Origin of the sequence: Phenylobacterium sp., from assembly GCF_036402295.1 — a bacterium.
GTDB lineage: Bacteria > Pseudomonadota > Alphaproteobacteria > Caulobacterales > Caulobacteraceae > Phenylobacterium.
Window position 1 is genome coordinate 1 of record NZ_DASWTE010000298.1, and the last position, 12,665, is coordinate 12,665.

11 protein-coding genes are annotated in these 12,665 nt (G+C 70.1%); 4 read left to right on the forward strand and 7 right to left on the reverse strand.

The window, feature by feature from the left end; translation table 11 throughout:
* The first annotated feature begins 272 nt into the window (after nt 1-272).
* The gene (locus VGD44_RS17920) at nt 273-2,636 is read left to right on the forward strand and encodes a PAS domain S-box protein (RefSeq protein WP_331089629.1); all 2,364 of its coding nucleotides are present in this window, start codon (nt 273-275) and stop codon (nt 2,634-2,636) included.
* Between the two features lie 15 nt (nt 2,637-2,651).
* Here the strand turns inward: VGD44_RS17920 and VGD44_RS17925 are convergent, their stop codons facing one another.
* Both VGD44_RS17925 and VGD44_RS17930 read right to left on the reverse strand, forming a co-directional pair.
* Nucleotides 2,652-2,984 (reverse strand): hypothetical protein, encoded by a 333-nt coding sequence (locus tag VGD44_RS17925; protein ID WP_331089631.1) that lies wholly within the window; start codon nt 2,982-2,984, stop codon nt 2,652-2,654.
* Between the two features lie 5 nt (nt 2,985-2,989).
* Entirely contained in the window at nt 2,990-3,769 is a 780-nt protein-coding gene (locus tag VGD44_RS17930; RefSeq protein ID WP_331089633.1) for a response regulator transcription factor, read from the reverse strand.
* A 506-nt stretch (nt 3,770-4,275) separates the two neighbouring features.
* Between VGD44_RS17930 and VGD44_RS17935 the strand changes: the two genes are divergently transcribed.
* A complete protein-coding gene (locus VGD44_RS17935; RefSeq protein ID WP_331089635.1) occupies nt 4,276-7,290 on the forward strand; it encodes a TonB-dependent receptor domain-containing protein in 3,015 nt (1,004 codons plus the stop codon).
* 251 nt (nt 7,291-7,541) lie between these two features.
* Here the strand turns inward: VGD44_RS17935 and VGD44_RS17940 are convergent, their stop codons facing one another.
* The gene (locus tag VGD44_RS17940) at nt 7,542-8,435 is read right to left on the reverse strand and encodes a LysR substrate-binding domain-containing protein (RefSeq protein ID WP_331089637.1); all 894 of its coding nucleotides are present in this window, start codon (nt 8,433-8,435) and stop codon (nt 7,542-7,544) included.
* Nucleotides 8,436-8,629: 194 nt separating this feature from the next.
* On the opposite strand from VGD44_RS17940, the gene VGD44_RS17945 reads away from it, so the two are divergent.
* Both VGD44_RS17945 and VGD44_RS17950 read left to right on the forward strand, forming a co-directional pair.
* Nucleotides 8,630-9,682 (forward strand): sensor histidine kinase, encoded by a 1,053-nt coding sequence (locus tag VGD44_RS17945; protein ID WP_331089639.1) that lies wholly within the window; start codon nt 8,630-8,632, stop codon nt 9,680-9,682.
* Nucleotides 9,679-10,503 carry a LytTR family DNA-binding domain-containing protein gene (locus VGD44_RS17950; RefSeq protein ID WP_331089641.1) on the forward strand — a complete coding sequence of 275 codons (825 nt, stop codon included), beginning with the start codon at nt 9,679-9,681 and terminating at the stop codon, nt 10,501-10,503. Before VGD44_RS17945 ends, VGD44_RS17950 begins: the two co-directional genes overlap by 4 nt.
* Before the next feature lie 59 nt (nt 10,504-10,562).
* Here VGD44_RS17950 and VGD44_RS17955 read toward each other — a convergent pair whose 3' ends face one another.
* From VGD44_RS17955 to VGD44_RS17970, 4 genes are all read right to left on the reverse strand, one after another.
* Nucleotides 10,563-10,967: a hypothetical protein gene (locus VGD44_RS17955; RefSeq protein WP_331089644.1), complete on the reverse strand. Its 405-nt coding sequence runs from the start codon at nt 10,965-10,967 to the stop codon at nt 10,563-10,565.
* Between the two features lie 93 nt (nt 10,968-11,060).
* Nucleotides 11,061-11,837, reverse strand: a complete 777-nt coding sequence (locus tag VGD44_RS17960) for a Sir2 family NAD-dependent protein deacetylase (RefSeq protein WP_331089646.1) — start codon at nt 11,835-11,837, stop codon at nt 11,061-11,063.
* Between the two features lie 24 nt (nt 11,838-11,861).
* Entirely contained in the window at nt 11,862-12,200 is a 339-nt protein-coding gene (locus tag VGD44_RS17965; protein ID WP_331089648.1) for a BON domain-containing protein, read from the reverse strand.
* A 179-nt stretch (nt 12,201-12,379) separates the two neighbouring features.
* Nucleotides 12,380-12,664, reverse strand: coding sequence for a DUF167 family protein (locus VGD44_RS17970; protein WP_331089650.1), 285 nt, complete (start codon nt 12,662-12,664; stop codon nt 12,380-12,382).
* Between the last annotated feature and the right edge of the window lies 1 nt (nt 12,665).

The window sequence follows — 12,665 nt, forward strand, 5'->3', positions numbered from 1 at the left end:
GTCGGCGATGGTCTTTGACGGATCGCCCTTCACGAGCGGCAGGTCGGCGCCGCCGCGTGTTCCCCCGCGCCTGACCCGACCGATCGGGCGACCGGACCAGGCCGCTTCGCCAAGGATGGCGGAGCGGCCCTTTCCCTGCGGCCTTACGGCGCGTGTCGCGTCCGGCCGATCCTTCGTAAATTGCCGTTATCCCAGCCCCCTTGGGGGCGCGGGAAACGTTGGGGGGACCGATGAAGTGGCCGCGGCTGTGGCCGAGGGGAAGGCGCGCCGAATTGGCGCGGCTTCGAGAAAGCGAGGCCCGCTATCGGCTGATAGCGGAACACGCCCAGGACGTGCTCCTGCAGTATGACACCCGGGGCGACGTCCAGTACGCCTCTCCGTCGGTCGCGCGCTTCGGCCTGACGCCCGACGACCTGGTCGGCCGGAACCTCCTCGACCTCGCCCACCCCGACGACGTACCGCTGGTGCGGACCCGGCTTGAGGCTGCGCGGGCGGGCAAGGCCCTGTCGCCGGACGACTGCATCGAGGTGCGGTTCCGCTGCGGCGACGGCTCGTGGCGATGGGTGCAGGGCAGCCCCGCGCCGATGTTCGACGAGAGCGGCCGGACGGTCGGGGTCATCTCGATCATGCGCGACATGACCGAACGGCGGCGGCTGGAGGAACAGGTCCGCGAAAGCGAGCTGCGCTACCGCCAGCTCGCCGAGCAGTCGGCAGACCTGATCGTCCGCTACGACGTGGACGGCGACATCGAGTACGTCTCGCAGGCGGCGCGGCAATTCGGGATCGACCCCGACCGGGTCGTCGGCCGCAATTTCCGCGATATCGTCTCGCCCGAGGACCACGCGCGGAACGAGGCCTTCTTCGCTGAGCTGCGGGCTGGCCGGGCGCCGCCACAGGGCGACCTCAACATCTGGCGCACGCCGCTCGGCGGCGGCCGCTACGTCGACTTCGAGGGCGCCACGAGCCCAATCCTGGACGGCGGCCGGGTCGTGGGCGCCGTCGCTGTCCTGCGCGACGTGACCGCCCGCGTGGCCCTGCAGGAGCAGCTGGCGCGCGAACAGGCCGAGACGGCCCAGGCGTTGGAGCGGCTGCAGGAGAGCGAGGCCCGCTACCGGGCGCTCGCCGAGAACGCCAGCGACGTGATCGTTCGCGTCGACATGGCGAGCCGGATCGAGTTCATTTCGCCGGCCGTCGGCGCCTTCGGGTATCGCCCCGAGGACATGGTCGGGCGCTCGACCTCCGAGTTCGTCCATCCGGGCGACCAGACTGGGGCCGTGCTCGCCGCGGTCCAGGCCGGCGAGGCCCTGCCCAGCGGGAGCGACAACGAGTTTCGGATGCGGTGCGCCGACGGCGGCTGGGTCTTGATGCAGGGCCGTCCCGCCGCGCTCCACAACGATGCCGGCGAGCCCATCGGCTACGTGACCGTGCTGCGCGACATTAGCCAGCAGCGACGCCTGGAGGACGAGCTGCGGCGCAAGGAGGCCGAGGCGCAGGCGGCGGCGCTGGCGAAGTCCGAGTTCCTGGCGACCATGAGCCACGAGATCCGCACCCCGCTGACTGCGGTGGTGGGCTTCGCGGACCTGCTGGCCAGGATGGCCGCGCTGCCGGAGAAGGCCCGGGTCTACGTGGACCGCATCGGTCGCAGCGGCGAGGCGCTGACGTCGATCGTCAACAACGTACTGGACTTCTCCAAGATCGAAGCCGGCCAGGTGGCCCTGCGACCCGAGCCGTTCGATCTGCAGGCATTCGTCGAGGAGGCGCTGGGCGTCGTGCAGGACGGCGCCGAGGCGAAGGGCCTGAAGCTCAGCTGTCGCGTCGAGGCGCCGGCGTCCGGCCAGGTGCTGGCGGACGCGGGGCGGCTGCGCCAGGTGGTGCTGAACCTGCTCACCAACGCCGTGAAGTTCACCCACCAGGGCGAGGTCACGCTGCTGGTGACGCACGACCCGCGGACCCGGACGCTGGAGATGTCGGTGACCGACACCGGCATCGGCATCGCGCAGGCCGCGGCGAGCCGCCTGTTCCAGCGGTTCTCGCAGATCGAGAGCTCGAACGCCCGCCGGTTCGGGGGGGCCGGCCTGGGCCTGGCGATCTCGCGCGCGCTGGTCGAGCTGATGGGCGGCGAGATCGGCGTCGAGAGCGTGGAGGGCCGGGGCTCGCGGTTCTGGTTCCGGGTGTGCGCGCCCGCGGCCGGCGCGGCGGCCCAGGCCGCCGAGCCCGAGCTGGCCGGCCCGCCGGCGGGGGCGCGGGTGCTGATCGTGGACGACGCCCCGGCCAATCGCGAGCTGATCCTCGCGCTGCTGGGGCCCTTCGACCTGCAGCTCTCCGAGGCGGCCGACGGGCTCGAGGCGCTGGAGGCGGCCGCGCGCACGCCGTTCGACCTGGTGCTGATGGACCTGCAGATGCCGGGCATGGACGGCATGGACGCCGCCCGCGCCATACGCGGCGGCGACCTCAACCGACAGACCCCGATCGTTGCGGTGAGCGCCAGTGTGCAGCCGTCGGACGTGGACGCCTGCCGGGAGGCGGGCATGGACGACCACATCGGCAAGCCGATCAGCGCGCGCGAGCTGGTGGGCAAGGTGGCCTACTGGATCGGCGCGCCACAGGGCCCCAGCTCGGCGCGGGCCACCGGCTAGGCGCCCGCCGCAAAGCTATTGGAACCTCGGGTCGATCGCCGCCGGGCCATCCGACCGACGTTGGATAAGCTGCAGCGCTTCCTGCGAATCCCGCTTCTGGCGGTCGCGGTCGCTCTTTCGGACACACACCTTCACCGGGAGTTTCGAGCCGATCGGCGTCTCCGAGCGGCAGACCAGCGGGTCTGGGTCCTTCGGCGCTTTTGGCGCCACGTAGCCCTCGACGGTGGGGTTCGCCACTACGGCGGAAGCGGGCGCAGAAGACGCGGGCGCGGGCGGCTCGGCCGGCTGCGCGGCCGCGGGCCCCGCCAGGAGGACGCCGGCGGCGATCAGGACGAGGCCGTGACGCATCCCGACTATGCCGCCGCCAGGCCGCCGCGGGCCGTGACCTGCGCCTGGAACAGGTAGCCGCCGCCGCGCAGCGTCTTGATGAACTCACCGGCGCCGTCGCAGGCCGACAGCGTGCGGCGCAACCGCGCCACCCGGGCGTCGATCGAGCGGCCGCCCGCCGCGCCGCCGTCGCCGTGCAGCAGCGCCACCAGCGCCTCCCGCGGCAGCACCTGGCCGGGCCGATCGGCCAGCGCCCGCAGGAGCGCCGAGTCGGCAGGGCTCAGCCGCACCGTGCGGCCCGACGGGGCGGTCACATAGCCGAGCTCGGCGTCGAAGCGCCAGGTGGCGAGCGCCGCCTCCGCGGCCTGGCGGGCCTGGCGCGCGGCGCGGCGCAGGAGGGCGCGGACCCGCGCCAGGAGTTCCAGCGGATGGATGGTCTTGGGCAGCACGTCGTCGGCCCCGAACTCCAGGCCCGCGACCCGGTCCAGCGTGTCGGCGGCCTTGGCCACCACCAGCACCGGCGCGGTCTCGGCCTCGGACAGCTTGCGGCAGAGCGCCAGACCGTCGGCGTCGGGCAGCGCCGTCTCGAGGATCACCAGGTCGGTCCCATGACCGTCGAGGACGGGCTGTGCCTGGGCGGCGGTCTCGGCGCACGACACGTCGAAACCGTGGCGGCGCAGCATGTCGACCCCGGGCTCGATGGCGACGGCGTCGGAGTCGATCCACAGGACGCGGAGCGCGCCATGCGGGCCGGCGAAGGCGGACGGCGCCGGACCCGCGGCGAATTCGAAGGCGACGGCGGTCATGAAAGTCCTCATTCGGCTACGGAGAGCTGGCCGGACCCCGGCGCGTCATGACCTTAGGGCCGATGACGCGAATATTCGTGACGACTTCTCGTCATACTTTACATGAAGCGTGCTCATGTAGCAGTTGGTCGCGATAATTTGGCCGCTCGTCGACGCCTGTTTTCTTTTTGCAACAATCTTCCGCGAACGACTGACGGCCTGGCGCCCGGCGCCCGGCGCAGCGCGTCTCCCAAGGTCGCCGCGGAGCTTGGTTTATCTACTTGATATTGCGCGCGTTATCGACGCCCCAGGATATCATCCGGATCAATCTTCCGGGCGCTCACATGAGGCGCGTTCATGAAGAGCAGAAGACAAATTCAGTAAAGGCCCTACTGGCGCGACAATAGTTTCCCCCCAAGCAGCGCTCAGGCGCGCGGTCGGTTCGCCCGACGGCGTGAGGGCGGGCTTTTCATGTGGGGATCGGCCGTTTCGGCGCAATGCGCCGCCGGCCGCTGGAGGATTTGACCTTGAACACCAAGCACACGCGCGCGCGCCTTCTGGCGTCATCGATGATCTGTGGCGCCGCCCTCGCCGGCCTGGCCAACCCCGCGCTGGCGCAGGCGCAGGCGGAAGCCGACGAGGTGGCCGAAGTCGTCGTCACCGGCACGCGCATCCCGTCGCCCAACCTGGAGAGCGTGAGCCCTGTCCAGGTGGTCGGCGCGCAGGAAGTCACCCTCGGCGGCCGCCCCGTGACCGCGGATATCCTGAACCAGCTGCCGCAGGTGAGCCAGAACGGCCAGACCGGCTTCTCGACCACGTCCAACCCGCTGTCCGGCCCGGGCGGCACGGCCACGGTCGACCTGCGCGGCCTCGGCCAGCAGCGGACCCTGGTGCTGGTGGACGGTCGACGCCTCGGCATCGGCGACCCCGACACCGGAAACCCGAACCCGTCGCCAGACCTCAACCAGATCCCCTCGCAGCTGATCCAGCGCGTCGACGTGCTGACCGGCGGCGCCTCGGCGACCTATGGCTCGGACGCCATCGCCGGCGTGGTCAACTTCATCATGAAGCGCGACTTCGAAGGTGTTGAGATCGACGCCCAGTGGGGTGTCTACCAGCACAACCAGCACAACGAGTTCGTGCAGGGCCTGCTGCCAGCGCGTGGCATCGCCAAGCCGAAGGAGCACCGCTGGGACGGCAAGTCGCGCGACCTCAGCGTCGTCATGGGCGCGAACCTGGACGACGGCCGCGGCAACGTCACCGGCTACTTCACGTACCACGACCAGGATCCGGTCACGCAGTCCAAGCGCGACTACTCGGCCTGCCAGGTGGTGCTCGCCCCCGGCGGCATTGTCCGTTGCGAGGGCTCGCAGAATTCGAACCAGTGGCTGCTGGCGGACGGCAGCGCGTTCAACCTGCCCGGCGCGCCGGGCCTGGTCGCCGTGGTGGGCAACACCTTCCAGCCGTGGAGCGCCACGGCGAGCACCACCCCGCCGCCCTTCTTCAATTCCCACGACTACGCCTACCTGCTGCACCAGGGCACGCGCTACACGGCGGGCTTCCTCGCCCGCTACGAGGTCAACAAGCACCTCGAGTTCTATGGCGACTTCGGATTCATGCGCGACAAGACCCAGGTGCTGATCGCGCCGACCGGCCTGTTCCAGGGCAGCGGCGCCTCGCCGAACGGCGGCTTCCTGATCAACTGCAACAACCCCTTCATGAGCGCCCAGCAACGCAGCGTGATCGGGTGCACCGCCGACATGATCGCGTCGGGCGCCAGTGTCGACATGCTGATCGGGCGGCGGAACATCGAGGGTGGCGGCCGCAATCAGGTGTACGAGCACACCAACTACCGCGCGGTGTTCGGAGGCCGAGGCGAGATCACGGGGTCGTGGAAGTATGACCTCTACGGCTCGTACTACTACACCAGCCTGAACAACGCCTCGCAGAACTACCTGTCGATCCAGCGGCTCCAGAATGCGCTGCAGGTGGTGCAGGGCCCGAACGGTCCCGTCTGCATCTCGGGCGGCGGTTGCGTGCCCTACAACATCTTCCAGGACGGCCAGGTCACGGATGCCGCGCTGGCCTACCTCGACATCGAGGGCACCGCGCGCGGGAGCATCACCGAGCGGATCATCGAAGGCACGATCACCGGCGACCTGGGCGACTACGGCGTCAAGTCGCCGTGGGCCAACGACGGGGTCGGCGTGGCGTTCGGCTTCCACCATCGCCGTGACCACCTCGAGTACCAGCCCGACTCCGCCCAGCTGAGCGGCGACCTGTCGGGCGCTGGCGGCGCGTCGACGCCGATCGACAACAGCCTGCGCGTCTTTGAGGGTTACGGCGAGGCGCGGGTCCCGTTGGTGCAGGATGCGCCCTACGCCGACGACCTCTCGGCCGAGCTCGGCTTCCGGTACTCTGACTACTCGACGGGTATCCAGGCCAAGACCTGGAAGGCGGGCCTCTCGTGGGCGCCGACGTCGGACTTCAAGCTGCGCGGCGCGTATCAGAAGGCCATCCGCGCCCCGAGCATCCTCGAACTCTACACGCCGCAGGCGGTCACCAACACCAGCCAGGTGTCGGAAGACCCGTGCGCGGCCGGCGCGCAGAACCCCGCCCCGCTGGCGGCCTGTCTCAACACCGGCATCGTCGCCGCGCAGTACGGCGTCATCCCGCAGTGCCCGTCGGGCCAGTGCGCGGTGCTGAACGGCGGCAACCCGGACCTCACCCCCGAGACAGCCAAGACGTTCACCGTCGGGGTCACGGCGCGGCCGGCATTCATCCGCGGCTTCACCGCCAGCGTCGACTACTACAAGATCGACCTGACGGACGTGATCGGCGCGATCCCGCTGGGCGTGATCCTGCAACGGTGCCTGGACACCGGCGACGAGCAGTTCTGCAGCCAGATCGTGCGGGCCCAGAACGGCATCCTGTTCGGCACGACGACCGGAGCCGGCGGCTACATCGTCGGCACTAGCGTGAACGTCGGCGCCGCCAAGGCGTCCGGCATCGACGTGCAGGCGAACTACGCCCTGCCGCTCGAGGACTGGGGCGTCGACGGCTGGGGCGGCATCTCGATCAACTTCACCGGATCGTACCTGCTCAAGGCTTCGACGACACCGTTCCCCGGCGACGAGCCCTACGACTGCGCCGGGCTGTTCGGCGCCCAGTGCCAGACGCTGAACCCCCGTTGGCGCCACACCATGCGCGTCACGTGGAACACGCCCTGGAATGTGACCGCGTCGCTGACCTGGCGCTACATCCACTCGATGACCTACGAGCAGGACACCAACGAGCCGACCATCGGCACGGGCGCGACCAACCCGTTCAACCACAAGCTGCCGCAGCGCAGCTACCTGGACCTGTCGGCGCTGTGGAACATCAACGACATGTTCGCGGTCCGCGGAGGGGTGAACAACATCCTCGATCAGGATCCGCCGCTGGTGAACAACCGCATCTCGCAGACCGGCTCGCCGAACTCGTACCCGACCTACGACCTGTTGGGCCGGCGCCTGTTCGTCGGCATCACCGCCAAGTTCTAGAGGAGAGGCGATCCCGGACCTTCGGGCCCTCGCGCGAGCGGGGGCCCTCTTCTTTTCGTCAGGGGACCTGCCCGATTCGCCTGACAGGCGAAAAATGGCGGGCTTCCCGGGAACATCGCGCGAAGGTTGCGGGTTGAATGGATGACGGAACGCGCTTCCGTCCATAGAGCAGCCCCCACGAGCCCCCGGTCCATCAGCCCCGGACCGGGGGTTTCCTGTTGGGCCGGAGTCTTCCTCTCCCGAGGGCCCGCTCAGGCGGCGTGCAGGGTCGGCGCAGGCGCCGGCTCCAGGGCCGCGGCCAGCCAGTCCACGAACGGCCGGATCAGGTCGGCCCGCGGCGAGGCGGGATTCCAGACGGCTGTGTAGTCTTCCCGCAGGCAGGCCTCGGCCTCGAACAGCCGCACCAGGCGGCCGGCCTTGAGGTCGTCGCGCACCAGGAGGCCGCGGGCCAGGCAGACGCCGGCGCCGCCGCGGGCGAGCTCGAGCGCGGCCAGCGGGCTGTCGGCGGTGAGCGTGGCGTGCACCGGCAGGTCGGGCAGGCCCACCTGCTCCAGCCACAGCCGCCACGGATGCTCGGGCTGGCCGATCAGGTGCGCGCGGGCCAGCTCCTCGGGCCGGCGCGGCAGGCCCGCGCCTGGCGCGGCGACGGGAAACAGGGCTTCGCCGGCCAGTCGCCGCTGGGTGAGGCCCGCGCAGGCGCCGGCGCCGTAGAGAATGGCCACGTCGGCCTCGCCGGCGCTGACCTCGGCCGCGCCGGTGACCGTGCGCAACTCGAGCTCGCGGTCGGGCTGGGCGGCCAGGAAGCCGGGCAGCCGGTTCGACAGGATGCGCTCGGCGATGCCGGCCGTCGCCGCCACGACGAGCCGCGCGCGGCCGTGGCGAGTGGGCGCCTCGAAGGCCTCGGAGATCAGGTTCAGGGACAGCCGCAGGCGGCTGACGAAGGCGCGGCCGGCCTCGGTGAGCGCCACCGTGCGGCCGAAGCGGTCGAAGAGATCGACGCCCAGCCGCACTTCCAGTGATCGGATGGCGTGGCTGATGGCGCTCTGGGTGAGGTTCAATTCATCGGCCGCCTTGGTGAAGCTCTCATGCCGGGCCGCAGCTTCGAAGGCGGCGATGGCCCTCAGCGATGGCGGTCGAACCGGCACAGTCGTTCCCCCTTACGCAACACTTCGAGGGGAGGATGCCGCAGCCGGAAAAGTCTTCATGCGAATTGCGGCGAAGGGCCGCGGCGCGGAGGCTGAGCGGGAAGATTTGCGGCGAACGGCCGACAGGCGTCGACGAGCGGCCTTGGTCGTCGCAGGAATTTCACCAGAATGCCAAGCTGCTGGGAGTGGGGCTGGTGCGCTTGCCGCGTCCGAACAATTACCTCGTCGCCAACTTCGTCCTCTGGACGCTGACCTACGTCATCGTGACCGCGCGCATGCTCGCGGAGGCGATGCCCCACGCCGGCGACATGGCGGTCCGCCGGTTCGGCATGGCGGTGTTCGGCTTCGTCGCGTGCCTGGCGATCGGCAGGATCCTGTCGGCGCTGGCCGAACAGCCGATGTGGCGGCGGATCGTGGTGGCCGTGGCGCTCTCGATCGTGGGCGGCTTCGCCTACTCGGTGGTGAACTACGCAGCCTTCTACCTGATCAACCCGCAGTGGCGGGTCGAGCCGTTCAGCCCGATCTCGTTGGCTTTCACGGCCTCGATGTTCTTCTGGACCTTCATCTCGTGGTGCGCGCTCTACTTCGCCATCCGCTACGAGGAGGAGCTGAAGGAGAAGAACCTGCGGCTGGTCGCCTCGCAGGCGCTGGCCATGGACGCGCAGAACCGGATGCTGCGCTACCAGATCAACCCGCACTTCCTCTTCAACACCCTGAACGCGCTCAGCTCGCTGATCCTGGCCAAGGAGAACGAGCGGGCCGAGCGGGTGGTGCTTTCGCTCTCCAGCTTCCTGCGCCACACCCTCGAGAAGGAGCTGCCCGACAAGGCGCCGCTTTCCGACGAGATCGAGGCCCAGCGGCAGTACCTGCTGATCGAGCAGGCGCGCTTCGAAGACCGGCTGAACTACGTCGAGAACATCCCCGCCGAGCTGCGCGACGCCCTGGCGCCCAGCCTGATCCTGCAGCCGCTGGTCGAGAACGCGGTGAAGTACGGCGTCGCCCGCTCGAACGCCCCGGTCACCATCGAGATCAGCGCCGCGGCAGCGGGCGGGCGCCTCACGCTCACCGTCTCGGACGACGGCGGCGATGGCGTGGGCTCGCTGGCGCCGCCCAAGCTGGGCCTCGGCCTGGAGAACGTCCGCCGCCGACTCGACCTGATCTACGGCAAGGCCGCCGAGCTCACGTGCGGCCCGCGCCGGCCCAACGGCTTCCTGGCTTCCGTCGAGATCCCCCTGGAGCGCGCATGAGCGACGGCAACCCCATCCTCACCCGGCCGCTGCGGATCGCCCTCGTCGACGACGAGCCGCCGGCCCTTCGCCGCCTGCAGATGGCGATCGACAAGGCCGGCGACGCCGTCGTGGTGGGCCAGGCCTGCAACGGCGAGGCCGCCCTGGAGCTGATCCGCCAGGGCGGGCTGGACGTGGTGCTGCTCGACATCCGCATGCCGGGCCTGTCGGGCCTGGATCTGGCCCGCGCCGTCGACCCCGCGAGCGCGCCGATCTTCATCTTCGTCACCGCCTTCAGCCGCTTCGCGGCCGACGCCTTCGAGCTGGCTGCCGTGGACTATCTCCTGAAGCCGGTGGAGTTCGACCGCCTGCACGCGGCCCTGGACCGGGCGCGGCGCGCGCTGCAGGGCCGCGAAGCCAATTCACGGATCGCCGAGCTGGAGGAGGTGGTGGCCGCCCTGCGCTCGGCCGAGACCGACACCGAGCCGGGCGAGAGCGGCTTCGCCGAGGAGATCTGGGTGCCCGACCGGGGCGACCGCCTGCGCCTGCCGGTCAGTCTGATCGACTGGGTGGAGGCCGAACGCGACTATGTGCGCATCCACAGCCGCGGGCGCAGCTTCCTGGTCCGCAAGGCCATCCGCAAGCTGCAGGCCGAGCTGGACCCAGAGGACTTCCTGCGCGTGCACCGCGGCGCCCTGGTGCGCCGCGACCGCATCGTGCGCCTGGCGCGGCGTCCCGGCGGCCCGTCCGCCGTGGTGCTGCAATCCGGCGCCGAAGTGCCCGTGGCCCGCCGCCAGGCCGCCCAGGTCCGCCGCCTGGTGGGCGCCCGCGCAACCGGCTAGCACGCCGCAGGCGCTCATTCATGTTGCCCGCGGACCAATCTTCTTGGCGCTACGCGCCCCTAGACCGGACCGCAGGTGCGCAGGTTGACCGGCGGGGATTCGGCGCGTGTCCACGTGTTGTTCGCCTTCGAGAAGATCGCGAACGACGAGCCGGAGTTGCCCGTCGAGCCGTCCGGGTTGCGTCCGGCGAAGGTCATGGCCGCGACGAACTGGGCGGTGACGCCCTTCGCGGTCTCGGCCGCGTCGATCTCCTGGGCGGCCTTGCACATGACCTGGAAGTCCTGGCAGCCCTTGCCCTCGACCTTGGTCGCGCAAACCGGGTGGTTCGCCTCGATGTCCGTGCGCCACGCGAGGATCTGCTGGTCCTGGCCGGCGTAGGGGTCGCTGGAATCGGCCTTTTCGCCGGAGCTGCAGGCGGAGAGCAGGAGGGCGGCGATAGAGGCCGCGACGGCAAATCTGATCACTTAGGGCTCCGAACGAGGAATCGGCGGAGCGCATAGCCCAACGATCGCGGCAGGTGTGTGACCAAATCGCCGCGACAGAGGTGATTCCGACAATTAGTTGGCCGGCGCCGCTTCGGTCATCACCGGCCCGATCTCGTCGTGCAGCACCAGGTCGGCGTAGGGATCGAGCTCGGTGGGCTCGCGATTGACGATGGCGAGGCGGGCGCCGTTGCGCTTGGCGAGGATCGGGAAGCCGGCGGCCGGATAGACCACCAGCGACGAGCCCAGCACCAGGAACAGGTCGCAGGCCAGGGTCTCTTCCTCGGCCCGCGCCATGGGTCCCGCCGGCATGGCCTGGCCGAACGAAATGGTGGCGGTCTTCACGATGCCGTCGCAGAGGCGGCAGGCCGGCAGGTCTCCCGTCGCCTGGTAGAGGGTTTTCAGGTCCTCGAGCTCGTGCCGCTCGCCGCACTCCAGGCAGGTGGCGTAGCTGGCGTTGCCGTGCAGCTCGATCACCTGCCGCGCGGGGACGCCCGAGGCCTGGTGCAGGTTGTCGACGTTCTGGGTGATCACCGAGCTGGCCTTGCCCGAGTGGATCAGGCGCGCCACGCCCATATGGCCGACGTTGGGCTCGCGCCCGACCCAGCCGGCGCGGCCCGCAAAGGCGCGGTCCCAGGCCTCGCGGCGCTTCTCCTCGCTGGCCACGAAGTCCTGGAAGTAGATCGGCTTCATCTTGCTCCACACGCCGCCGGGGCTGCGGAAATCGGGAATACCGCTCTCCGTGGAGATGCCCGCACCGGTGAACACGACGATGCGGCGGGCGTCGGCGATCATGCGCCCGAGGTCGCCCCGAGTGGGATCGCCTTGAGTGGGGTCTGCGCGGCTGGCCATGCCCGCGAGCTTAGCCAACCGGCGTCAGGTGATGAAGGGCGGGACCCAGCGGCCCCAGCGACCTTCGTAGTGCGCCTTCTCGTCCGGACCAGGCCGGTCGACGGCGCGCTGGCCCGGCTGCACCTGCAGGCGGTTCACGACCGACGTCACGCCCGGCGTCTGGCGCGCCAGCATCTCGGCGTGCGCCATGTCCGACGCGCCGGGCACGTCGCCGGCCAACGTCACGACGCCGGCGTTGGCCGACACCTCGACATGGCGGGCGTCCAGCAGCCGGTCTTCCATGAGTCGCTCCGACACCTCCTCGATCAGGCGATCGTCGCGCAGGGTCCAGCCTCGCGGACCTTTGCCGGCATGAGTGGCCATGGTCCTTCCCTTCCTTCTGCTGCACGGAGTCCAACCGCTGAACGGCATTACCGTTCCGGCCAAGCTTAGCATGGGAGGATGGGGATCGGCCCGGTCTCGGTCGGGGGGATGCCAGGGGTGTGACCGGGCCGATCGCGACCGCTCTTGTCCGACAGGCAAGTCGTTGAGCGGTCAGCGTTCTAACCGCTGGGGGCCGGAGGGGTTCCGAAGGCCAAGCTCGCTTCGGCCTCGGTCGCGCCGTCGATTGCGAGCCGTTTGACGCGTGAAGTCTCGCCCGCCGAGATGCGCACGGCCGACTTCGGGAGCCCAAGGGCCTTGGCGATCAGGACCACGACGGCGGCGTTGGCCGCTCCTTCGGATGCTGCGACGCTCACCCGCACCTTCAGGACCGGTCGTCCGGCCTCGTCCAGCATCCAGCCGTCGACGGCGTCGCGCCCGCCCTTGGGCGTGACGCGGACGGTCAGC

What these genes read in the sequence shown, in the direction of transcription:
- VGD44_RS17925 (WP_331089631.1), bottom strand. Translation starts at nt 2,984, where the DNA reads ATGCGTCACGGCCTCGTCCTGATCGCCGCCGGCGTCCTCCTGGCGGGG.
- VGD44_RS17930 (WP_331089633.1), bottom strand. Translation starts at nt 3,769, where the DNA reads ATGACCGCCGTCGCCTTCGAATTCGCCGCGGGTCCGGCGCCGTCCGCC.
- VGD44_RS17950 (WP_331089641.1), top strand. Translation starts at nt 9,679, where the DNA reads ATGAGCGACGGCAACCCCATCCTCACCCGGCCGCTGCGGATCGCCCTC.
- VGD44_RS17960 (WP_331089646.1), bottom strand. Translation starts at nt 11,837, where the DNA reads ATGGCCAGCCGCGCAGACCCCACTCAAGGCGATCCCACTCGGGGCGAC.
- VGD44_RS17965 (WP_331089648.1), bottom strand. Translation starts at nt 12,200, where the DNA reads ATGGCCACTCATGCCGGCAAAGGTCCGCGAGGCTGGACCCTGCGCGAC.